This window comes from Mycobacterium sp. NGS69 (assembly GCF_059812165.1).
Genome location: NZ_JCALCD010000001.1, coordinates 45,298 through 67,413, shown reverse-complemented (window position 1 = coordinate 67,413; position 22,116 = coordinate 45,298). Strand labels below are relative to the sequence as shown.

Below are 22,116 nucleotides of genomic sequence, written 5' to 3'. Positions count from 1 at the left end.
GACGCTACCGGCCGGTAGCAACCGCCGGTAGCGTGGGCGCAATGGCTGGGCCAGCAGAGGAACACCTGCAGAGGATGCGCGTGGAATACGGGTCGGTCGAGAAGGACGGCAGCCCGGACCTGGATGCGGATTGGCTGGCCGACGGCTGGCTTGCCTTGTTCCGCAAGTGGATTGAGGACGCCGAGCGCGCCGGGGTGGCCGAGCCCAACGCGTTCGTGTTGGCCACCGTCGCCGAAGGCAGGCCGGTCAGCCGATCGGTGTTGTGCAAGAGCGCCGACGAGACCGGAATCACTTTTTTCACCAACTACGACTCGGCCAAGGGCTTCGAGTTGGCGGCCACGCCCCACGCGTCGGCCACTTTCCCCTGGTACCTGCTGGGCCGGCAGGTGCACATCCGCGGCCCGGTAAGCAAGGTCGACCCGCAGGTCACGCATGACTACTGGGCCCAGCGGCCGCGCGGTTCGCAACTGGGCGCGTGGGCGTCGCACCAATCGCGGCCGATCGCCTCGCGCGCGGCGCTGCTCGAGCAGCTGAGCGAGGTCACGGCGCGCTTCGCCGACGCGGGGTCCGTCCCGGTTCCGCCCAATTGGGGTGGATACCTCCTCGCGCCCGAGGTGGTCGAATTCTGGCAGGGCCGGGAAAACCGGGTGCACAACCGGATTCGCGTCGTGGACGGGCGGGTCGAGCGCCTACAGCCCTGAACGCCGACACTGGCTATGAGGCCCGTCACATCCCAAATTCACCCCGGCTTGACCGGCCGATGGCCGCACGACCAGCGGACTCGACCCCGGGCAGGCGCGCCGCCGCCGCAACGACTACCTTCAGCAGTAAGCACCTAGTCAGGGCAGCCATACCAGCCAGAGCGCAAAGGGGTTCTCGTGGCCGACACCGACGACACCGCAACTCTGAAGTACCCGGGGGGCGAGATCGACCTAGAGGTCGTTCACGCCACCGAAGGAGCTGACGGCATCGCGCTTGGCCCGCTGTTGTCCAAGACCGGATACACGACGTTCGACAACGGCTTCGTCAACACCGCCTCTTGCAAGAGCTCCATCACCTACATCGACGGCGACGCCGGGATTCTGCGCTATCGCGGCTACCCGATCGAGCAGCTTGCGGAGAAGTCGACCTTCATCGAGGTCAGCTATCTGCTCATCTACGGCGAGCTGCCGAACAAGCAGCAGCTGGACGAATTCACCAACCGGATCCAACGGCACACCATGCTGCACGAGGACCTGAAGCGCTTCTTCGACGGCTTCCCGCCCAACGCCCACCCGATGCCGGTGCTGTCGAGCGTGGTGAACGCCCTGAGCTCCTACTACCCCGATGCCCTGGACCCGGTGGACAACGGCCAGGTCGAACTGTCGACCACCCGCCTGCTGGCGAAGCTGCCCACGATCGCCGCGTACGCCTACAAGAAGTCGATCGGGCAACCGTTCCTCTACCCGGACAACTCGCTTTCCCTGGTGGAGAACTTCCTGCGCATGACGTTCGGGCTGCCGGCCGAGCCCTACCACGCCGATCCCGAAATCGTCCGGGCGCTGGACATGCTGTTCATCCTGCACGCCGACCACGAGCAGAACTGCTCGACGTCGACGGTGCGGCTGGTGGGCTCGTCGCGGGCCAACCTGTTCACCTCGATCTCCGGCGGCATCAATGCGCTGTGGGGGCCGCTGCACGGCGGCGCCAACCAGGCGGTGCTGGAGATGCTCGAAGAGATCCGCCAGAGCGACGACGACGTCACCGAATTCGTCCGCAAGGTGAAGAACCGCGAGGCCGGCGTCAAGCTGATGGGCTTCGGCCACCGCGTCTACAAGAACTACGACCCGCGGGCGCGCATCGTCAAGGAACAGGCCGACAAGATCCTGTCCAAGCTCGGCGGCGACGACGACCTGCTCAGCATCGCCAAGGAACTCGAAGAGGCGGCGCTGACCGATGACTACTTCATCGAGCGCAAGCTCTACCCCAACGTCGACTTCTACACCGGCCTGATCTACCGGGCGCTCGGGTTCCCGACCCGGATGTTCACCGTGCTGTTCGCGTTGGGCCGGCTGCCCGGGTGGATCGCGCACTGGCGCGAGATGCACGACGAGGGCGACAGCAAGATCGGGCGTCCGCGCCAGATCTACACCGGGTACACCGAGCGCGACTACGCGACTATCAACGACCGGTAGCCAGCACGGCCATCGCGGCGTTGTGGCCGCCGATGCCCGACACCGCCCCTCCGCGGCGGGAGCCCGAGCCGCACAACATGATTCGTTCGTGAGCCGTTGCGACGCCCCATTGCCGCGCGGGGGTGTCCAGCGGGTCGTCGTCGTCGGCGAACGGCCACGACAGCCCGCCGTGAAAGATGTTGCCCGCCGTCATGCCCAGCGTGCGGTGCAGGTCCAGGGTGGTGGTGGTCTCGATGCAGGGGCGACCGTGGGCGTCGCTCATGAGGACGTCCTGAATTGGTTCGCCCAGAACGGAATTCAGCGAGTCCAGCACCGATTCGGTCAGCCGGTCGCGCAGTGCGCCGGAGTAGTTGCCGTCGAACAGCGCGTGCGGGGTGTGTAGGCCGAAGACCGTCATCGTGTGGGCGCCCGAGTCGCGCAGGGCGGCCGACAAGATGCTGGGGTCCGTCAGTGAATGGCAATAGGCCTCGCACGGCAGCGGATTCGGGATCTGCCCGCCGGCCGCGCGTTCATAGGCGGCGGCCAGCTGGGTCCAGGTCTCGTTGACGTGGAACGTCCCGGCGAACGCCTGCTCGGGGGTGACGGCGGCGTCGCGCAACCGGGGCAGGCGGCGTAGCACCATGTTGACCTTGACCTGCGCGCCCTGGCCCGGGGCCGCCGGCCGTTCGCCGAGCAGGCGGGCCAGGACCGTCGGTGTGACGCCGGCCAGAACGAACCGACCCCGCACCGCGTGCTCTTTCTCGGCGCGGCGGTAGCGCACCAGGCCGTCCGGTTCGACGCCGAAAACCTCGGCGCCGGTGATGATTTCGGCGCCGTGGCCAGTGGCCGCTGCCACCAGTGCCGCCGTCAGTGCGCCCATCCCGCCGACGGGGACGTCCCAGTCGCCGGTGCCGCCGCCGAGCACGTGATAGAGGAAGCAGACGTTCTGCCGCAGCGACGGGTCGTCGAGGCGGGCGAAGGTGCCGATCAGCGCGTCGGTCGCGATCACGCCGCGCACCAGGTCGCTGCCGACCGCCTCGGCGATGGCGTGGCCGATCGGCTCGTCGACCATGGCGCGCCACGCGGCCGCCGCGCCGGGGTCGCCGGCGTCGGTCACGTGCCGGCGGGCCTGTTCGCGGGTGCGCAGCGGGTCGAGCAGCGTCGGCCACAGCCGCTGGGTGACCAGCCGGCAGCGTTGGTAGAACGCGGCGAAACGGGGCTCGTCTTCGGCGGCGCCGACGGCGGCGAACTGGCCGGGGCGCCCGACCAGCAGCCCGCGGCGGCTGTCGGTGGCGGGGTCGGGGGTGTACGACGAGAACCGCCGGCCGGCCAACCGCACGCCGAGCCCGAGGTCCTCGACGATCCGGGGCGGCAACAGGCTGACCAGATACGAATAGCGAGACAGCCGAACGTCGACACCATCGAAGGCCCGCACGGACACCGTCGCCCCGCCGACCTGCGCCAGCCGTTCCAGCAACCGCACCCGAAGGCCGGCCCGGGCCAGGTAACCGGCCGCGACCAGCCCGTTGTGGCCCCCGCCGACGATGACGGCGTCGACCTCCGTAGGGGGCACGCTCAGCCCAGGTAGCCCTCGACCTCGTCGGGCGGGCGCACCTGCGCCTCGCGCGGGTCACCGCCCGTCTCGCGCAGCGCCCGGCGTTGCCGCAGCAGGTCCCAGCACTGGTCGAGTTCGACCTCCAGCCGGCGCAGGCGATCGTGCTCCTCCGACGTGCTGATCTCGCCGTGCTGCAGCTGCGCCCGCAGGGTCTTCTCCTCGGCGACCAGCCCGCGGATGTGTGCCAGCGTTTCGCTGTCGGTCGGTTTGTTGCCGTTGGCCATGGCACCAGTGTGCCCGACTTGACCGGCGTTGCCGCGCCGAATGGGTAGGCTGCATATCGCCTGCAAGATGGAAACGTCCGGGGGAGCGAACCGAGGGGAGAAGCAAAAGTGGGGGTAGGCACGGGTTTGCGGCATCCGTCCGCAAGCACCGACTCGGTGCCGGCGCCGGAGATTCACCGGCCTTCGGCCGGCCTTCCCTGGCTGATCGCGGCGGCGGTAATTCCGTTGCTGATAGCTGCGATCGGCTACGGCGCGTTCGATCAACCGCGGCCCGCCCACGGACCGGGCGGTCCGGCGCCGTCGAGCACGACCGCCGCCCCCAAATTGTCCCTGGCGCCGCTGTCAATCACCCGCAACGGCAACGACTTCACGCTCGTCGGCGACTTTCCCGACGACTCCGCCAAGGCGGCCCTGCTGAAGGCGGTCAGTGGCTCCCTCCCGCCGGGCGTCAACATCGTCGACCAGATCCGCATCAACCCCAGCATCGACGCGCTCGATTTCTCCAAGGCCGCACCGATATTCAAAGCCGGCGCCTCGATTCCCGATTTCAGTCTCGTGGTCAGCGGGGACACGATCACCGTGGCGGGCACCGCGGCGTCGCAAGACCAGAAGAACGCCGTCAGCCAGGAGGCGATGCGCACCTGGTCCTCCTTGAACGTCGTTGACAAGCTTGCGGTCAACGGGCCGATTCCGCCACCGCCCGCGGCGCAATGCGCCGACCTGCAATCGGCGATCAATGCCCTGACGGGCGGGCCGATTGTGTTTGCGAACGACGGGTTCAGCCTGACCCCGGCCGACAACCAGATCCTGATCCAGGTGTCGGGCCGGCTCAAGGCATGCCCGGCCGCGCATGCGACGATCAACGGCTTCAGCGACAATTCCGGCGTCGAGTCGATCAACGTCGCCTTGAGCAGCCAGCGGGCCCAACGGGTGGCCGACTTCCTGGTTGCGAATGGCGTCGCGGGCGCGGTGCTGGTCGTCAAGGGTCTCGGTTCGGTCAATCCCGTCGCCTCCAACGACACGGTCGACGGTCGCACCAAGAACCGCCGCGTCGAAATCGTTGTGAGCTAAGGAGACCGGGCATGGATTTCGTGATCCAGTGGTTGTGGTACCTGCTCGCTTTCCTGGCGGGCTCGGCTGTCGCCCGCGTGATCGCCAACATCTTGAACAAGCGCGTCGTCGTTGAGGAAGTTCCCGTCGCCGCGAACCGGCACGAGATCGGCGACGAGGGATGACCCACGTGCACTGGTGGATGTTCGCCCTGGCGTTCGTGATGGGCTTGGTGTTGACGCTCGCGTTGGCGGTGCGCCCCGTCAAACGTCAAGTGCCGGTGGTGCTGCCGATTGACCACGAGCCGACGCCGGAGGCCGAGCCCGAGCGGCCCACGACCGTGCTCGCCGCCGAGCAAGAGGTGATTCCGGTTGCGCAAGAGCGGCCGACGACGATCTCCGTCCCGCACGACTTGTTGATGACGAAGCCGCCCGCCGCGGAAGAGCCTGAGACGACGAACATTCCGGCCGCGGAAGAGCCGCCGACCGCGATGGTTCCCGTCGAGCAGCCGTCGGGCGCGCCAGAGGATCCGCCCGCGGACGAGCCGCCGACCACAGCCCCGACCGCGCAGGAATCGCCCGAGCCGGGCCGGTCCTTCCGGCGGAGGTTCCTGCCAAGGCGGGCGCGGACCGTCGAAGACCCGCCGACGGAAATCATCCCGATCGAGCGACTGGCTGCGCTCGCGGAGCACCCCGTCGAGCCGGAGTCGACGGCGACGGAGATTCCCGCCGACCAACAGCCGACCGTCATGATCCCGGTCGAGCCGGAGCCCGAGACGACGCAGATTCCCGTCGAGCCGGAGCCCGAGACGACGACCATGATTCCCGTCGAGCCGGAACCCGCGACCACGGAGATTCCCGTCGCCCCCGAGCCGCCGGCCCCCGCCGCGGAAGAGTCAGCGACGACCGGGTTTTCGTTCCTTCGGAGATTTTTCCCAAAGCGGGAACCTGCCCCCGAAAAGCCGCCTACGGGCAAGCGGCCGGCCGCGAAAAAGGCCCCCGCGAAGAAGGCCCGTCCGCCCGCCAAGGGATCGCCGACGAAGAAGACACCGGCCGGCAAGAGGCCGCCGCCGCGCAAGGTTCCGCCGGGCAAGCGGCCGCCGGGCGCCAAGGCGCGGCCCGCGAAGCAGGCCCCCGTCGCCAAGCCGCACGAGTCGCCCACCAAGTGGATCCCCGTGTTGCCGTACGAGCCCTACGGCCCGGGCTCCGCGCGCGCCACGCCGGATGGCGGCGGGCCGGCGGGATGGCTGGTGAAGGGGCGTTCGGATACCCGGCTCTACTACACGCCCGATGATCCGACCTACGACCCGACCGTCGCGCAGGTGTGGTTCAAGGACGAGGAAGCCGCCGCGCGAGCCTGTTTTACCCCGTGGTGCAAGAGCTCGAGGAAGTAGCCGTTTAGGTCGGTGCGGGGATGCGCAGCAGAAGCCGCGCGCCGCCCAGCGGGCTGTCTTCGAGCGAGGCCGTCCCACCGTGCAAGTGCGCCTGCTGGGCCACCAACGCCAGCCCCAGGCCCGATCCCGAATGCGAGGCCGTCGACCCGCGCGAGAACCGTTCGAACACCACCTGGCGCTCGGACTCCGGTACCCCGCAGCCGTTGTCGTCGACGGCGATTTCCACCCCGGCGCGCGAGCTGACCGCCGACAGCCGGACCCGGGTGGCGCCGCCGTGTTTAACGGCGTTGGCGATCGCGTTGTCGACGGCGAGGCGTAACCCGGCGGGCAGGCCGACGATGATGCACGTCGGCGAGGGCACCAGCGACACGTCGAGGTCGGGGTAGACCCGCATGGCATCGTGCGCGGCCCGGTCGAGCAACTCGGTGATGTCGACCGGAACCTGATCGTCCGACGTGGACAGCTGGCCCTGGGCCAACCGCTCCAGCGCGCTCAGGGTGGACTCGATCCGCGACTGGGTGCGGATGACGTCGTTGAGCACTTCTTTGCGTTGATCGTCGGCCAGGTCCAGGGTGGACAGCACCTCGAGGTTGGTGCGCATCGCCGTCAGCGGGGTGCGCAGCTCGTGGGAGGACACCGCCGCGAAGTCGCGGGCGGATTCGAGCGCCTCCTTGGTCCGGTTCTGCTCGTCCCAGATGCGTTGGAGCATCCCGCGCATCGCCTCGGCGATCTCGACGGCCTCGCTGGCGCCGTGCACTTCGACTCGCGGCGCCTCGTCCCCCGCATCGATCGATCGGGTCTGCTGGGCCAGCTGTTTGAACGGGCGCACCGCGAATACGGCGAGCAGCCAGGCGAACACGGCCGCCGCGCCGATGGCGAATCCGCAGATCAGCATCACCCGCCGGTGCAGGTTGTTGGTCTCGGCGAGGGTGGCGTCGTAGGTGGCGCCGACGGCGAGCGAACTTGGTCCCGGGCCGGGTATCTCCACCGTCCGGACCCGGTAGCGCACGCCGTTGACGTAGGCGTCGCCGTAGTCGACGTCGAGTTTGGGCAGCGTGACGTCGGAATTGGACTTGACCAGGTTGCCGCGGCGGATCGTCATGATCGCGTCGCGGTCGTTCGGTGACCGCGGGATTTCGTCGAGACCGCGCGGCAGGAACGGGATAGCGAAACCCGCGGCCTCGTCGAGCCGGCGATCCAGCCGTTCCTTGCGGTCGTTGGTGATTCCGACCCAGACGACGGCGCCGACGATGAGCACCGGAATCGCCGCGCCGATGGCCGTCGCGAGCACCACCCGGGTGCGCAGCGAGGGCGTACGGGCAAAGATCCGGGACAGGATGTTCATGACTGTGTCACCTGTTCACAGCATGGCTACTGCATTCGCAGCACGAACCCGACTCCGCGGACGGTGTGCAGCAGCCGGGGACCGCCGTTGGCTTCCAGCTTGCGACGCAGGTACCCGATGAACACGTCGACGACGTTGGTGTCGGCCGCGAAGTCGTAGCCCCACACCAGCTCGAGCAGCTGCGCGCGGGACAGCACCGCGGTCTTGTGTTCGGCCAGCACGGCGAGCAGGTCGAATTCGCGCTTGGTCAGGTCGACGTCGACGCCGTTGACCCGTGCGCGCCGGCCGGGGATGTCCACCTCCAGCGGCCCGACCGTGATGGTTTCGGAGGACGAGGTCGCGGTGGAGCCGCGGCGGCGCAGCAGCGCCTTCACCCGTGCGACCAGCTCGGCCAGCACGAACGGCTTGACCAGGTAATCGTCGGCGCCGGCCTCCAGTCCGGCCACCCGGTCGTCGACCGAGCTGCGGGCGGACAGCACGCAGACCGGCACGTCGTTGTCCATGGCCCGCAGCGCCGTGACGACGCTGACGCCGTCCAGCACGGGCATGTTGATGTCGAGCACGATCGCGTCGGGGCGCGTCTCGGTGGCGCTGCGCAAGGCCTCGGCGCCGTCGACCGCCGTGGACACCTCGAATCCGGACAGCCGCAGGCCACGTTCCAGCGAGGCGAGTACGTCGGAGTCGTCGTCGACGACCAATACCCGAGGCGAGGTGGCACCAGTGTCCATGCCGCCCATCTTGCCTGATTGTCGGCGGTGGCGGTGGGAGGCGCGGCTCGGGCGCCAGCAGACGCACTCACCGGCGACTCAGGCCGCTGAGCTGGACCGCGAGCTGCCGACGCACGGCGGGGACGCTTCCGGCCAGGCGGATTCCGGAGTTGCGGATCGGGCGCAGCGGGCGGGGCAGGGTGGCCATCCGGGTCAGGCGCCCGGTCAGTCTCAGCACCTGCTCGGCCCATCGGCGCTGGGTGGCGGCGTAGGCGTCCAACGCGGTCTCGGGACCGCCGGTCAGAACCTCGGTGAGCGCGCCGGCCACTGAGATCGCGTCGGTGATGCCGAGGTTCATGCCCTGGCCCCCGGCGGGGCTGTGCACGTGGGCGGCGTCGCCGGCCAGCAACAGCCGACCGGCCCGGTAGGTGTCCGCCACGCGGTGGTGGATGTGGAACCGCGTGCCCCAGAGCAGCTCGGTGACCTCCAACTCGCCAGGTCCGAAGGCGCGGGAGTCCAGCAGCGCCTGCACGAATTCCGTCGACGGCGTCTTCGGTGCGTCCGCGGCCGGCGCGACGATGCGGAAGATGTCGCCGGGCAGCGGCGCCACCACGGTCAGGCCTTCCTTGGCGTAGAACAGGATCACCTCGTCGCGGGGCACCCTGCCCGCCAGCCGGACGTCGGCGAGTGCGAAGGACTCGGCGAATTCGCTTCCCGTGAAACCGATTCCGGCCTGTTCGCGCACCGTGCTGTGCATGCCGTCGGCGCCGACGACGTAGCCGGCCCGAAGGGTGTCGCCGTCGTCGAAGGTCGCGGTGACGCCGTGTTCGTCCGGGGTGAGGCGGCGCAGGGTCTTGGGCCTCAGGACCGCGCCGCCCAGTTCGTGCAGCCGCTCCAGCAGCAGCCGTTCGGTGTCGGCCTGGGAGAGCATCAAGCTGTACGGATACTTCGTCGGCAGCTCGCTGAAGTCGACCGGGATCAGGATCTGCCGGCCCGCGCGCATGGTGAATCGCGGCGCGATCAGCCCCGCTTTGACCATCCGCCGGGCCACGTCGAGCTCTTCGAGCACCTCGAGCGTGCGGGCGTTCACCACGGCCGCGCGGGTGGTGTTCTGCCCCTCGGCCAGCGCGTCCACCACGACCGCGTGGACCCCCTTGGCGATCAGGGAAGCGCCCAATGCGAGGCCGGTGGGGCCGGCGCCTACCACCAGGACGTCGGTGTCGTTCATGGTTGGCTCCTCTCTGGTGCTTAAGTCAACGCTTGTTGGCATAACTTCATGCTGGCGCGCCGAGCTCACTATGTCAACAGTTGTTGGCCTACAATTGTTGACATGAAGAGGTCTTCGGAGCGGACCAAGGCCGCGATCCTGGCGGCGGCCCGCGAGCGGTTCGGTGCGTCGGGTTTCCAGGCCGCCACCATTCGGGCGATCGCCGCGGACGCCGGGGTGGACCCCGCGATGGTGATGCGCTATTACGGCAGCAAGGACAAGCTGTTCGCGGCCGCGGCGGACTTCGACCTCCGATTCCCCGAGTTCGCCGAGGGTGACCGAGCGCAGGTCGGGCGGGCGGTGGTGCGGCACTTTCTGGAGCGCTGGGAGGGCGACGAGGCGCTGGTCATCCTGCTGCGTTCCAGCGCCACCAATGGTGAAGCCGCGCAACGGATGCAAGAGATTTTCGGGACCCAACTGCAGCCGCTGGTCGCCACGCTGGTGCCGGCCGGGGAATCGGGGGTGCGGGCCGGTCTGATCGCCACCCAGATCTTGGGTATGGCGTTGTGCCGCTTCGTGTTACGGCTGCCGCCGGTCGTCGCGATGAGCCGCGACGAGATCGTGGACTGGCTGGGGCCGACGATCCAGCGCTATCTCGGGGTGGCGGAGGACGCCGAGACTTAACTGGCTGCGACGCGCGTCGGCGAGTCGTGTGCGTGAGTTAAGTGTCGCTATGGCGGGCCGCGCGGGGCAGGCCGATGCGGCGGTAGCGCCGCAGCCGCGCGGACAGCCGCTCGGCGGGCGGCACCTCCCGCAGCGCGGATACCTCGGCCGCGATGACGCGGGAAAGCCGTTGGGAAAACTCGACCGGTTCGTCGGCGGCGTCGGGATGCTCGGGGATGACGACGTCGACAATCCCGGACTCCAAAAGGTCACGCGACCGAATGCCTTGCGCCCCAGCAAGTTCCGGGGCGTGGACGGTGTCGCGGTACACGATCGCGCTCGCCCCCTCGGGCGGCAGCGGCGCCAGCCAGCCGTGCAGCGTGGCCAGCACCCGGTCGGCGGGCACCATCGCCAGCGCCGGCCCGCCGCTGCCCTGGCCCAACAGCACCGACACCGTCGGCGTCTCCAGGGTGACGAGCTCGGCCAGGCACCGGGCGATCTGGCCGGCCAGCCCGCCCTCCTCGGCCTCGGCCGACAACGCGGGTCCGGCCGCGTCGATGAGCAGCACCAGCGGCAGTTGCAGCTCGGCGGCCAAGGCCATGCCGCGCCGGGCCTCGCGCAGCGACGCGGGCCCGACGAGCCCGCCGCTGATCCGCTGCTGGCCCAGCACGACCGCCGGCTGGCCGTTGAAGCGGGCCAGCGCCAGCAGGGTGGTCGCCGCTCCCCCGCTAGCGGGCGGTACCCCCACCCCGCGATTTTCGGACAGCAGCACGCAGTCGGTGGCGCCGTGTCGCAGCAGATGGCCGACGCCCGGCCGGTCCGGCCGTCGGGACGCCACGACGGAGTCCCACGCCGGCACGTCGGGCGTCGGCTCGGGTGGCGACGCCTCGGGCAGCGCGCCGGGCGGATCGGCGATCACCCTCAGCGCGCGATCCAGCATCGCGCGCAGCTCGTCGAGCGCAACCACACCGTCGATCACCCCGTGCCGCTGCAGGTTCTCCGCGGTTTGGACGCCGGCCGGGAACGGTTCGCCGTAGAGCTGTTGGTAGACGCGAGGCCCGAGGAAGCCGATCAGGGCGCCCGGCTCGGCGACCGTGATATGGCCCAGCGAGCCCCACGAGGCGAACACCCCGCCGGTGGTCGGGTGGCGCAGGTAGACCAGGTAGGGCAGGTGTTCTCGTTTGTGCAGCGTGACGGCGGCGGCGATCTTCACCATTTGCAGAAACGCGACCGTGCCCTCCTGCATGCGGGTGCCGCCGGAGCTCGGAGAGGCCAGCAGCGGCAGCCGCTCGGCGGTCGCGCGTTCCACCGCGGCGGTGATCCGTTCGGCCGCGGCGACGCCGATCGACCCGCCGAGGAAGTCGAACTCGCACACCACGACCGCGACGCGGCGCCCGCGTATACGGCCCTCGCCGGTCAGCACGGCTTCATCCCGGCCGGTGGCGGCCCGGGCGTCGGCGAGCTCGCGCGCATAGGACTCCGACACCGGCACGGCCATCGGATCGCTGTCCCAGCTCACGAAAGAGCCCTCGTCGAGGACGGCATCCCGCAGTTGTTCGGTCGTGATACGAGTCACCAGACGAGGCTATATAGGCTGGGTGAATGATCGGCATCACCCAGACCGAAGCCGTTATGACCATCGAGCTGCAGCGTCCCGAGCGCCGCAATGCCCTGAATTCCCAGCTCGTCGACGAGTTGCGGGAGGCCATCCAGAAGGCCGGCGGCGACGAGTCGATCCGCGCGATCGTGCTGACGGGCCAGGGCACGGTGTTCTGCGCGGGCGCGGATCTGTCGGGGGACGTGTTCGCCGCCGACTATCCCGACCGGCTCATCGAGCTGCACAAGGTCATGGACGCGGCCCCGGTACCGGTGATCGGGGCGATCAACGGCCCCGCGATCGGCGCCGGCCTGCAGCTGGCCATGCGATGCGACCTGCGGGTCGCCGAGCCGGACGCGTTCTTTCAGTTTCCGACTGCGAAATACGGCCTGGCCCTTGACAACTGGAGCATTCGTCGGCTGTCTTCGCTGGTCGGGCACGGGCGGGCCCGCGCGATGCTGCTGGCCGCGGAGAAGCTGACCGCGGAGGCGGCGCTGCAGACCGGCATGGTCAACCACATCGGGTCCCTGGCCGACGCGCAGGCCTGGGCCGCCGAGGTATCACACCTGGCGCCCTTGGCGATCCAGCACGCCAAGCGGGTGCTCAACGACGACGGCGCCTACGAAGAACAGTGGCCGGAGCACAAGGAGCTCTTCGACAGAGCCTGGGGCAGCCAGGACGTGATCGAGGCGCAGATCGCGCGGATCGAGAAGCGGCCACCGAAGTTCCAGGGAGCCTGACAGGTATGCCGCGGGGGGCGCTGCGACTGGCCGCCGGCACGGCCTCGCTGGCGGTCGGCAGTTGGCTGGTGCGTGCGCTGCACGGCGCGCCGGCCGCCCTCGGTGCGTCGCCCGCCTCGATCCGCGCGGTGGCCCAGGGGTCGCCGCACTATTCCGGCGGCGAGTTCGTCAACCTCGACCCCGCGTCGATCTACCAGATGGATCGCGAGGAGCTGCGGCTCATCGTGTGGGAGTTCCTGGGTAACCGCGGCGGCAGCCGCCCGAAGGCGCCGATCCCGCTCGCCACTCCGGAAATCTTCGACGGGGACGCCGCACGGCTGGCCGTCAGCTGGTTCGGTCACTCGACGGCGTTGCTGGAAATCGACGGCTACCGCGTGCTCACCGACCCGGTCTGGAGCAATCGATGCTCGCCGTCGGACACCGTCGGGCCCCAGCGGCTGCATCCCCCGCCGGTGCAACTGGAGGGGCTGCCCGCCGTCGACGCGGTGGTGATCAGCCATGACCACTACGACCACCTCGACATCGACACCGTCATGGCGCTGGCGCACACGCAGCGGGCCCCGTTCTTCGTGCCGCTCGGGGTGGGCGCCCACCTGCGCGCGTGGGGGATTCCCGAGCACCGCATCGTCGAACTCGACTGGCATCAGGGCGCCAAGCTCGACGAGCTGACGGTGATTTGCATGCCGGCGCGGCACTTTTCGGGCCGCTTCTTCGACCGCAACACCACGCTGTGGGCGTCATGGGCGTTCATCGGTCCCCGCCACCGCGCCTACTTCGGTGGCGACACCGGCTACACCAAGAGCTTCACGCAGATCGGCGCCGACCACGGCCCGTTCGACCTGACCCTGCTGCCGATCGGCGCCTACAACACCGCGTGGCCGGACATCCACATGAACCCCGAGGAGGCGGTTCGCGCCCACCTGGACGTCACCAACTCCGGTTCGGGGCTGCTGGTGCCCGTCCACTGGGGGACCTTCCGGCTGGCCCCTCACCCGTGGGCCGAGCCCGTCGAGCGCCTGCTGGCGGCGGCGACCCCCGCCAAGGTCGACGTGGCCGTGCCGCTGCCCGGGCAGCGCATCGATCCCGCCGCGCCGCGCAGGTTCAACCCGTGGTGGCGGCTTTGACCCGCTCATAGACCGTCACCCGATCGTGTTGGCCCCAACATTGCACCGGCTGGCGGGCATCGCTCTCGGTCTAGTGGGTGTCGAGTATCCGGTGCATCCGGTCGTCGCCGGTGGCGCTGCCGTGGCGGTCGCCGATGTAGATGACGCGATTTCCCCTGTAGGCCTTTAGAATCCGCGCGCCGACGTCCTGGCCGTGGGGCGGCCACGACAGGAACAGCGTCCTGTCGGCGTGCACGTGTTCGTCGCCGGACGTTGTTGTCAGGCTAAAGTGTGCGGCCATGACGAGACGCGCGGCGACCGCGGCGATGGTGGCTTTGCTCGCGTTGACGGGATGCGGCCCCGCGCAGCCGGTCTCCGGGCCCCCGCCCGCGCTGTCCGACGCGCCGCCCAACGAGGTGTCGGGCCTGGCGATCCCCGCCGGCCGCGTCGACGAGGCCGTGGCAAAGGTCGACGGCCTGGTCCGCGACCTGATGAAAAGCACCGGCATCCCCGGAATGGCCGTAGCCATCGTGCACGGCGGAAAGACCATATACGCCAAGGGATTCGGTGTCAGGGACGCAAGCAAAGGCGATGCGCAGGACAACAAGGTGGACGCCGACACCGTCTTCCAATTGGCGTCGGTGTCGAAATCCGTCGGTGCGACGGTGGTGGCGCACGAAGTGGGTGACAACGTGGTCACCTGGGACACGCCCGCGGTGTCCAAACTGCCGTGGTTCGCGCTGGGCGACCCGTACGTCACCAGCCACGTGACCGTTGCCGACCTGTACTCGCATCGTTCCGGGCTGCCCGACCACGCCGGTGACAAGCTGGAGGACCTGGGCTACGACCGCCGGCAGGTGCTCGAACGCCTCAAGTACCTGCCCCTGGCGGCCTTCCGAAACAGCTATGCCTACACCAACTTCGGGGTTACCGCGGCCGCCGAGGCGGTCGCGGCCGCGGCCGGCAAGCCGTGGGAGGAGCTGTCGGACGACGTGCTGTACCGCCCGCTCGGGATGACGGCCACCAGCTCGCGTTTCGCCGACTTCGTCGCGCGGCCCGACCGCGCGGTCAACCACGTCAAGGTCGGCGACAAGTGGGAGCCGCGCTTCCAGCGCGATCCGGATCCGCAGTCGGCCGCGGGCGGGGTGAGCTCGTCGGTCAACGACATGGCGCACTGGCTGAACATGTTGCTGGGCAACGGGACTTACCAGGGTCGGCGCATCGCGCCCCCGGAAGCCCTGCTACCCGCCACCACCGCGCAGGTCGTCTCGGCTCCCGCGACGACGCCCAATGCGCGCTCCGGATTCTACGGTTACGGCTTCAACGTGTCGGTGACCTCGTCGGCCCGCACCGAGTACAGCCATTCCGGCGCGTTCTCGTTGGGGGCGGCGACGAACTTCGTGGTGATGCCGTCCGAGGATCTGGGCATCATCGCGCTCACCAACGCCGCGCCCATCGGCGTGCCGGAGACTTTGACCGCCGAATTCATGGATCTGTTGCAATACGGACAGATTCGCGAAAACTGGGCCGAGAAGTACAAGCAGGCGATCGGCTGGATGAACAACCCGGAAGGATCGCTGGTCGGCAAGCGGCCCCCGGCCAACCCCGCGCCCGCGCGGCCGGCGCGCGACTACGCCGGCATCTACGCCAGCGACTACTGGGGCCCGGCCGTCGTCACCGAGCGCGACGGCGCGCTGCAGCTGTCGCTGGGGCCGAAGAATCGGACGTTCCCACTGACGCACTGGGACGGGGACACCTTCACGTTCACCGTGACCGACGAAAACGCCCCGCCCGGAACGATTTCCAAAGCCGTCTTCACCGGCAATACCGTCAACCTGGAGTACTTCGACTCGGACAAGTTGGGAACCTTCACCCGATGATCGCGGGCCTCACCGATGCCGAAGTGGCCCAGCGGGTAGCCGAGGGCAAGTCCAACGCCGTCCCGGAACGCGCCACCCGCAGCGTCGCGGCCATCGTTCGCGCCAACGTCTTCACCCGGATCAACGCGATCCTCGGCGTTCTGCTGCTGATCGTGCTGGCGACGGGCTCGGTGATCAACGGGCTGTTCGGCCTGCTCATCATCGCCAACAGCGTCATCGGCATGGTGCAGGAGATCCGGGCCAAGCAGACGCTGGACAAGTTGGCGATCATCGGGCAGGCGAAACCGTTGGTGCGCAGGCAGTCCGGGACCACCACGCTGATGCCGGGCGAGGTCGTGCTCGACGACATCATCGAGCTCTGCCCCGGCGACCAGGTCGTCGTCGACGGCGAGGTCATGGAGGAGGAGAACCTCGAGGTCGACGAATCGCTATTGACCGGCGAGGCGGACCCGATCACCAAGGCCCCGGGTGCGGCGGTGATGTCCGGCAGCTTCGTCGTCACCGGCGTCGGCGCGTACCGCGCGACCAAGGTCGGCCCGGAGGCCTACGCCGCCAAGCTCGCCGAGGAGGCCAGCAAGTTCAGCCTGGTGAAATCCGAACTGCGCAACGGCATCAACCGGATCCTTCAGTTCGTCACCTATTTGTTGGTGCCGGCCGGTCTGTTGACGATCTACACCCAGTTCTTCACCACGCACGCCGGCTGGCGCCAATCGGTGCTGCGCACGGTAGGCGCGCTGGTGCCGATGGTGCCCGAGGGACTGGTCTTGCTGACGTCGGTCGCGTTCGCGGTTGGGGTGGTTCGGCTCGGCCAGCGCCAGTGCCTGGTGCAGGAATTGCCCGCCATCGAGGGATTGGCGCGCGTCGACGTGGTGTGCGCCGACAAGACCGGCACCCTGACCGAAAGCGGCATGCGGGTCGCTGAGGTAGTCGAGATCGCGCAGTCCCAGCCCGTCGCCGAGGCGCTGGCCTCCCTGGCCGCGACCGACCCGCGCCCCAACGCCAGCATGCGCGCGATCGCGGAAACCTACGACCAGCCGCCGGGGTGGATCCCCACCGCCACTGCGCCTTTCAAGTCGGCCACCAAATGGAGCGGCGTGTCCTTCGGTGACCGCGGCGACTGGGTGATCGGCGCGCCCGACGTGCTGCTGGATCCCGCGTCGGACGCCGCCGAACGGGCGGAGGGCATCGGCGCCCAGGGGCTGCGGGTCCTGCTGCTGGGTCGCGGCGACGTGGCCGTGGACCACCCCGACGCGCCGGGCCGGGTCACCCCGGTCGCGCTGGTGGTACTCGAACAGAAGGTCCGCCCCGACGCTCGCGAGACGCTGGATTATTTTGCCGCCCAGGATGTTTCGGTCAAAGTGATCTCGGGTGACAACGCGGTGTCGGTCGGGGCCGTCGCCGGCAAGCTCGGGCTGCGCGGCGACGCGATGGATGCCCGCCAACTGCCCACCGACCCGGCCGAGCTGGCCGACACGCTGGACAGCTACACCACCTTCGGGCGGGTGCGGCCCGACCAGAAGCGGGCCATCGTGCACGCGCTGCAGTCCCGCGGCCACAGCGTGGCGATGACCGGCGACGGCGTCAACGACGTGCTGGCGCTCAAGGACGCCGACATCGGCGTCGCGATGGGTGCGGGTAGCCCGGCGTCGCGCGCGGTCGCGCAGATCGTCTTGCTGGACAACAGGTTTGCCACGCTGCCGTACGTCGTCGGCGAGGGCCGGCGGGTGATCGGCAACATCGAGCGGGTCGCCAGCCTGTTCTTGACCAAGACGGTGTATTCGGTGCTGCTGGCGCTGTTCGTGGGCATCGAATGCCTGCTCGCCAAGCCGCTCCACGCCGACCCGCTGCTGTACCCGTTCCAGCCGATCCACGTCACCATCGCGGCATGGTTCACCATCGGGATCCCGTCGTTCATCCTGTCGCTGGCGCCCAACAACGAACGCGCGTACCCGGGCTTCGTGCGCCGGGTGGTGTCGTCGGCACTGCCGTCCGGGCTCGTCGTCGGCGCGGCGACGTTCGCCTCCTACCTGGTGGCCTACCACGGGCGTCACGCCACGTTCCGCCAGCAGGAGCAGGCGTCGACCGCGGCGCTGATCACGTTGCTGGTGACCGCGGTGTGGGTGCTCGCGGTCGCGGCGCGGCCATACCAGTGGTGGCGGCTGGCGTTGGTGGTGTTCTCCGGCCTGGCCTACGTGGTGATCTTCAGCATCCCGCTGGCGCAGGAGAAGTTCCTGCTCGACCCGTCCAATCTGGCGTTGACGTCGACCGCGCTGGGGATCGGCGTGGTGGGTGCCGCCGCGATCGAGGCAACGTGGTGGATCCGGGCCCGGATGCTGGGGGTGCAACCGCGGCTGTGGCGGGAACCGGTGACGGCCGCCAAGTAAAATTCCAGGCGAATCCTCGGGGAAGGGGCATGAAGATGGGATTCCTGGACAAGGCGAAGGACCTGTTGGCGCAGAACGCCGACAGGGTCGAGATGGCGATCGACAAGGCCGGCGAATTCGTCGACGACAAGACGCAGGGCAAGTACTCCGACACCATCCACAAGGTGGCCGAAGAGGCGAAAAAGGCCGCCGATTCCGCTGCCTCCGGCGACCAGCAGAACTAAGCGCATGGCGAAACTCTCCGGATCGATCGACGTCCCGCTGGCCCCCGAGGTGGCCTGGAAGCACGCCTCCGACCTGTCCCGCTACAAGGAATGGCTGACCATCCACCGGGTGTGGCGCAGCACGCTGCCCGACGACATCGACAAGGGGACGGTCGTCGAATCGATCGTCGAGGTCAAGGGCATGTACAACCGGATCAAGTGGACGGTCGTGCGCTACAAGCCACCGGAGGGTATGACGCTCAACGGCGATGGCGTCGGCGGCGTCAAGGTGAAGCTGATGGCCAAGGTGCAGCCGGCGGCCGAGGGCTCCACCGTCGGCTTCGACGTGCACCTCGGTGGTCCCGCGCTGTTCGGGCCGATCGGCATGATCGTGGCCGCCGCACTGCGCAGCGACATCAACCAGTCGCTGCGGAACTTCGTTCGGGTGTTCACCGCCGCCGACCCCCACACGAACGGGGACGGCGGCGTCCGCCGCTGACTCGTCGCGGCCGATGAGTTTTCGCCCCGGCTCCAGTCGATACGGGTGAACCCCGATGACGACGGGGCACACCACGACAAACGAGGAGGGGGTCATCGTGCCCACCCGTGACGGCGCGCCGCTGGGCGCTCCCTGCTGGATCGATTTGGCGACGTCGGACCTGGACGGCGCCCAGGAGTTCTACGGCACGCTATTCGGCTGGACGTTCGAATCCGCCGGGCCCGAATACGGCGGATACGTCAACGCCGCGAAGGACGGCCACCGGGTCGCCGGCCTGATGGCCAACCACTCCGAGTCTCAGCTGCCCGACGGCTGGACCACCTACTTCGACACCGCCGACATCAACGCGACGGTGTCGGCGGTGACGGCGGCGGGTGGCTCGGTGTTCATGGGACCCCACGAGGTGCCGGCCAAGGGCGTCATGGCCCTGGCGGCCGACCCGACCGGAGCGCTCTTCGGTTTATGGCAGCCGCTGGAGCACCGCGGCTTCGAGGTGATCGGCGAGGCCGGTTCCCCGGTGTGGCACCAGCTGACTACGCGCGACTTCCGTGCCGCCGTGGACTTTTACCAGCAGGTATTCGGCTGGCGCACCGAGGTGGTGTCCGACACCGACGAATTCCGTTACATCACCGCATCATTCGATGGGCAACAGTTGCTCGGCGTGATGGACGGCGCCGGCTGCCTGCCCGAGGGCGTCCCGTCGAACTGGACGATCTTCTTCGGCGCCGAGGACGTCGACAAGACGCTGCGGGTGATCGCCGACAACGGCGGCGCCGTGGTGCAGGCCGCCGAGGACACCCCGTACGGCCGGTTGGCCGCGGCGACCGATCCGACGGGGGTCATCTTCAACCTGTCCTCGCTGCAGAGCTAGCGGGAGTTGGTCGCACCGGCGCAGCGGCGAGTCAGCTAATCTCCCAACCATGACTCGCCGCCTGCGCCCTGGTTGGCTGGTGGCATTCTTCGCACTGCTCATCTCGGCCAGCGCCTGGATGCCATGGCTGACGACGGCGGCGGGCGGCGGGGGCTGGGCCAACGCCATCGGCGGCACCCACGGCAACCTGATACTGCCGAAGGGCTTCGGTGCGGGACAGCTCATCGTGTTGCTGTCCTCGACGCTGCTGGTGGCCGGGGCGATGGTGGGCCGGGGACTGTCGGCAAAGATCGCTTCCGTTGCGGCGCTGGTTATTTCGCTGCTGATCGTTGCTCTCACGGTGTGGTACTACAAGCTCAATGTCAACCCGCCGGTGTCGGCGGAATACGGCCTCTACGTCGGGGCGGTCGCCGCGGCCTTCGCGGTGGCGTGCTCCCTGATGGCGGTGATCATGGCGTTGGCCTCCCGCCGGCCAACCCGCTGAGGTTTCAGCCCGACGGGAACTCGTGCTTGCCCGACGTGGCGCTGCCTTCGGGCTCGTTGACGCCGAACACGAAGGGCGCGAACACGACTTCGCGACCGTCCGGGTCGCGGTAGGTGATCGCGCCCGTCGCCTCCCAGTACGGGTGCTGCTCCACCGGCGCCAGGCCCGCCGCCTGCAGGCGCGCGATCGCGGCCCGCTGGGCCTCCCGGTCGGGGAAGTACAGGCACAGCTGCTCATGAGGATCCACGGCGACGGGCTCGACCGACTCGACGATCTCCAGGGTCAGGTTCCAGCTGGGCAGGCCGAAGATGGCGCCGTTGCTGCCGTAGCTGGCCTCGAACGTTTCGTAGAGCGGCAGCCCCACCAGCTCACGGTAAAACCGCACCGTCTCTTCGAAGTTCGACGAGCGCCGGGCAAAGCGGATGCCGCCGAGCGGTGCCAACTCCGGCGGCCAATGCGTGTGCCGGCGGCGGGATCCGTGGGTCACAGCCCCACACCGCTTGCGGCCGACTCCGCGGTATGCCAGCGCCGCAGCTGATCGCCGGGCGCCCACGTCGAATGCGTGCCGCTGGAAATACGTTCGGGGAGTTGGAGTTTGCACACCGGGCCGTCGCCGATGCGGGCGGCGTCGAAGACCACGCAGTAGGAGGCGTCGGCATTCATGTCGGTGGTCAGGGTGACCAGGTAGCCGTCGTCCTCACCGGTCGAGCCGACCCGCGGGGCCATCGCGGTCTCGCTTCCGTACACACCGTCGCCGAAGGAGATGCCCTCCTCGTTGCCGGTCAGGACGTCGTGTTTGACCAGGCCGTCGAACAGGAACCAGCCCGGTTTGCCGGTGGCGGCATAGGTGTACCGATAGCCGGTCGTGGCGTAGTCGGGGTTGATCGTCCCGAACTCGGTGATCGAGTCCGACAGTGGCTCTTCGGTCACCGCGCCGGTGACCAGGTTGAACCGCCACCGGTGCAGCCGGGCCTGCAGCCGATCCAGCGCCAGGAACCGAAAGAGCTTCTCCCACTTGGTTCCCCCGGTGTCGAGCGGCTGTGGATCGCCCTCGAAGAAGCCGTCGAGCACGATCTCGTCGCCGTCCTCATAGGCGTTGACGAAATGCAGGACGAAGGTCGGGTCCGCCTCGAACCATCGGATGTCGGCCGTCGAGCCGCGGCGGGGGAGCACGGCGAAGCGCGACGGGATGTCGGGGTAGAAGTGCGGCAGGTGCACGTCGTGCTCGAGCAGCCGCGGATCCCAGAACAACGGGAAATCGTTGAGTATCACGTAGTTCTCGGTGAACGCCATGTCGTGCGGCAGCCGCGGCCCGGGCAGCGGGATGTCCACGTAGTGGACCAGTTCGTCGCTCTCGTCGACCACGCCGTAACGCATGTACGGCTCCTGCTTGCTGTAGTTGAAGAACAGCAGCTCGCCGGTTTTGCCGTCGACCTTGGGATGCGCCGACACCCCCCAGTCGGTGGGGAAGCGCCCGTTCCAGGACTCCTTGCCGATCGTGTTCGCCGAGTACGGGTCGACCCGGTACAGATCGCCGCACTGGTAGAAACTGGTCAGCGCGATTCCCCGGTGCACGATCACGTCGGTGCTCGACGCGTCCTTCATCCGGGTGCGAGCGCCCCAGCCGTCCTCCCGCTTGGTCAATTGCACCGCCTCGGCCAGGCCGGGCCACAGCGGCTCGCCGGCCTCGTTCTCCGCCAGGAAACCATCCGTGCGGACAAAGCGGTTGCGGTAGAAGGCTTTTCCGTCGCGGAATCCGACCACATGCAGCATGCCGTCGCCGTCGAACGGGTGATAGGTCTTCAGCGCCGGGTGCAGTGGGTTCTCGGTGTTTCGCAGGTAGACGCCGTCCAGGTCGCGGGGGATCTCACCCTCGACCGCCGTGAGGTCATCGGCGTCCCACTCCGTCGTCTGCGGCCGCCAGGGACCCGTCCGGTAGGGGTGGTCGTCGTCTTCGGGCAGGGTCGACAGGTACTTGCCGACGATCTCTACATCCAT

22 protein-coding genes and 2 pseudogenes are annotated in these 22,116 nt (G+C 68.8%); 15 read left to right on the top strand and 9 right to left on the bottom strand.

Features of this window, described 5'->3' with window-relative positions:
- Positions 1-41: 41 nt before the first annotated feature.
- Both pdxH and AC5Y2S_RS00335 read left to right on the top strand, forming a co-directional pair.
- The gene (gene pdxH, locus AC5Y2S_RS00340) at positions 42-701 is read left to right on the top strand and encodes a pyridoxamine 5'-phosphate oxidase (RefSeq protein ID WP_499953089.1); all 660 of its coding nucleotides are present in this window, start codon (positions 42-44) and stop codon (positions 699-701) included.
- Positions 702-878: 177 nt separating this feature from the next.
- Positions 879-2,174, top strand: coding sequence for a citrate synthase (locus tag AC5Y2S_RS00335; RefSeq protein ID WP_499953087.1), 1,296 nt, complete (start codon positions 879-881; stop codon positions 2,172-2,174).
- Here the strand turns inward: AC5Y2S_RS00335 and AC5Y2S_RS00330 are convergent.
- Both AC5Y2S_RS00330 and AC5Y2S_RS00325 read right to left on the bottom strand, forming a co-directional pair.
- The gene (locus AC5Y2S_RS00330) at positions 2,161-3,726 is read right to left on the bottom strand and encodes a phytoene desaturase family protein (protein WP_499953085.1); all 1,566 of its coding nucleotides are present in this window, start codon (positions 3,724-3,726) and stop codon (positions 2,161-2,163) included. The genes AC5Y2S_RS00335 and AC5Y2S_RS00330 overlap by 14 nt on opposite strands.
- Positions 3,727-3,728: 2 nt before the next feature.
- Positions 3,729-3,992, bottom strand: coding sequence for a DUF2630 family protein (locus AC5Y2S_RS00325; RefSeq protein ID WP_499903496.1), 264 nt, complete (start codon positions 3,990-3,992; stop codon positions 3,729-3,731).
- Between the two features lie 108 nt (positions 3,993-4,100).
- On the opposite strand from AC5Y2S_RS00325, the gene arfA reads away from it, so the two are divergent.
- The 4 genes and pseudogenes from arfA to arfC (AC5Y2S_RS00305) all read left to right on the top strand — a co-directional run.
- A complete protein-coding gene (gene arfA / locus AC5Y2S_RS00320; protein ID WP_499953083.1) occupies positions 4,101-5,063 on the top strand; it encodes a channel-forming protein ArfA/OmpATb in 963 nt (320 codons plus the stop codon).
- Positions 5,064-5,074: 11 nt separating this feature from the next.
- Complete coding sequence (gene arfB, locus AC5Y2S_RS00315) at positions 5,075-5,227, top strand: channel accessory protein ArfB (RefSeq protein ID WP_499953081.1); 153 nt, start codon at positions 5,075-5,077, stop codon at positions 5,225-5,227.
- A pseudogene (arfC, locus tag AC5Y2S_RS00310) lies at positions 5,224-5,313 on the top strand (channel accessory protein ArfC); the annotation flags it as partial. The gene arfB and the pseudogene arfC (AC5Y2S_RS00310), both read left to right, overlap by 4 nt.
- A 678-nt stretch (positions 5,314-5,991) precedes the next feature.
- A pseudogene (arfC, locus tag AC5Y2S_RS00305) lies at positions 5,992-6,435 on the top strand (channel accessory protein ArfC, sunset domain variant); the annotation flags it as partial.
- A 4-nt stretch (positions 6,436-6,439) separates the two neighbouring features.
- On the opposite strand, the gene AC5Y2S_RS00300 reads toward arfC (AC5Y2S_RS00305), so the two are convergent.
- The 3 genes from AC5Y2S_RS00300 to AC5Y2S_RS00290 are packed head-to-tail and all read right to left on the bottom strand — an operon-like array spanning position 6,440 to position 9,715.
- Entirely contained in the window at positions 6,440-7,780 is a 1,341-nt protein-coding gene (locus AC5Y2S_RS00300) for a HAMP domain-containing sensor histidine kinase (protein WP_499953080.1), read from the bottom strand.
- A gap of 26 nt (positions 7,781-7,806) precedes the next feature.
- Positions 7,807-8,517, bottom strand: a complete 711-nt coding sequence (gene prrA, locus AC5Y2S_RS00295; RefSeq protein WP_156764642.1) for a two-component system response regulator PrrA — start codon at positions 8,515-8,517, stop codon at positions 7,807-7,809.
- 58 nt (positions 8,518-8,575) lie between these two features.
- Positions 8,576-9,715: an FAD-dependent monooxygenase gene (locus tag AC5Y2S_RS00290; protein WP_499953078.1), complete on the bottom strand. Its 1,140-nt coding sequence runs from the start codon at positions 9,713-9,715 to the stop codon at positions 8,576-8,578.
- Positions 9,716-9,817: 102 nt separating this feature from the next.
- Between AC5Y2S_RS00290 and AC5Y2S_RS00285 the strand changes: the two genes are divergently transcribed.
- Positions 9,818-10,378 (top strand): TetR/AcrR family transcriptional regulator, encoded by a 561-nt coding sequence (locus tag AC5Y2S_RS00285; protein ID WP_499953076.1) that lies wholly within the window; start codon positions 9,818-9,820, stop codon positions 10,376-10,378.
- 37 nt (positions 10,379-10,415) lie between these two features.
- Here the strand turns inward: AC5Y2S_RS00285 and AC5Y2S_RS00280 are convergent, their stop codons facing one another.
- Positions 10,416-11,933 carry a carboxyl transferase domain-containing protein gene (locus AC5Y2S_RS00280; protein WP_499953074.1) on the bottom strand — a complete coding sequence of 506 codons (1,518 nt, stop codon included), beginning with the start codon at positions 11,931-11,933 and terminating at the stop codon, positions 10,416-10,418.
- Between the two features lie 26 nt (positions 11,934-11,959).
- On the opposite strand from AC5Y2S_RS00280, the gene AC5Y2S_RS00275 reads away from it, so the two are divergent.
- Entirely contained in the window at positions 11,960-12,694 is a 735-nt protein-coding gene (locus AC5Y2S_RS00275; protein ID WP_499953073.1) for an enoyl-CoA hydratase, read from the top strand.
- A gap of 5 nt (positions 12,695-12,699) precedes the next feature.
- Positions 12,700-13,818, top strand: a complete 1,119-nt coding sequence (locus AC5Y2S_RS00270) for an MBL fold metallo-hydrolase (RefSeq protein WP_499953071.1) — start codon at positions 12,700-12,702, stop codon at positions 13,816-13,818.
- 70 nt (positions 13,819-13,888) lie between these two features.
- Here the strand turns inward: AC5Y2S_RS00270 and AC5Y2S_RS00265 are convergent, their stop codons facing one another.
- Entirely contained in the window at positions 13,889-14,098 is a 210-nt protein-coding gene (locus AC5Y2S_RS00265; RefSeq protein WP_499953070.1) for a hypothetical protein, read from the bottom strand.
- Between AC5Y2S_RS00265 and AC5Y2S_RS00260 the strand changes: the two genes are divergently transcribed.
- From AC5Y2S_RS00260 to AC5Y2S_RS00235, 6 genes are all read left to right on the top strand, one after another.
- Positions 14,097-15,677: a serine hydrolase gene (locus tag AC5Y2S_RS00260; RefSeq protein ID WP_499953068.1), complete on the top strand. Its 1,581-nt coding sequence runs from the start codon at positions 14,097-14,099 to the stop codon at positions 15,675-15,677. The genes AC5Y2S_RS00265 and AC5Y2S_RS00260 overlap by 2 nt on opposite strands.
- Positions 15,674-18,061, top strand: a complete 2,388-nt coding sequence (locus AC5Y2S_RS00255) for a cation-translocating P-type ATPase (RefSeq protein ID WP_499953067.1) — start codon at positions 15,674-15,676, stop codon at positions 18,059-18,061. The genes AC5Y2S_RS00260 and AC5Y2S_RS00255 overlap by 4 nt, the downstream gene beginning before the upstream one ends.
- Positions 18,062-18,096: 35 nt before the next feature.
- Positions 18,097-18,285, top strand: a complete 189-nt coding sequence (locus tag AC5Y2S_RS00250; protein WP_499954284.1) for an antitoxin — start codon at positions 18,097-18,099, stop codon at positions 18,283-18,285.
- 4 nt (positions 18,286-18,289) lie between these two features.
- Entirely contained in the window at positions 18,290-18,763 is a 474-nt protein-coding gene (locus AC5Y2S_RS00245) for a type II toxin-antitoxin system Rv0910 family toxin (protein WP_499953065.1), read from the top strand.
- A gap of 97 nt (positions 18,764-18,860) precedes the next feature.
- The gene (locus tag AC5Y2S_RS00240; protein WP_499954282.1) at positions 18,861-19,634 is read left to right on the top strand and encodes a VOC family protein; all 774 of its coding nucleotides are present in this window, start codon (positions 18,861-18,863) and stop codon (positions 19,632-19,634) included.
- Between the two features lie 49 nt (positions 19,635-19,683).
- Positions 19,684-20,118 carry a hypothetical protein gene (locus AC5Y2S_RS00235; RefSeq protein ID WP_499953063.1) on the top strand — a complete coding sequence of 145 codons (435 nt, stop codon included), beginning with the start codon at positions 19,684-19,686 and terminating at the stop codon, positions 20,116-20,118.
- A 4-nt stretch (positions 20,119-20,122) separates the two neighbouring features.
- Here the strand turns inward: AC5Y2S_RS00235 and AC5Y2S_RS00230 are convergent, their stop codons facing one another.
- On the bottom strand, positions 20,123-20,605 hold the full coding sequence (locus AC5Y2S_RS00230) for a VOC family protein (protein ID WP_499953062.1): 483 nt from the start codon (positions 20,603-20,605) through the stop codon (positions 20,123-20,125).
- The gene (locus AC5Y2S_RS00225; protein ID WP_499953060.1) at positions 20,602-22,116 is read right to left on the bottom strand and encodes a carotenoid oxygenase family protein; all 1,515 of its coding nucleotides are present in this window, start codon (positions 22,114-22,116) and stop codon (positions 20,602-20,604) included. Before AC5Y2S_RS00225 ends, AC5Y2S_RS00230 begins: the two co-directional genes overlap by 4 nt.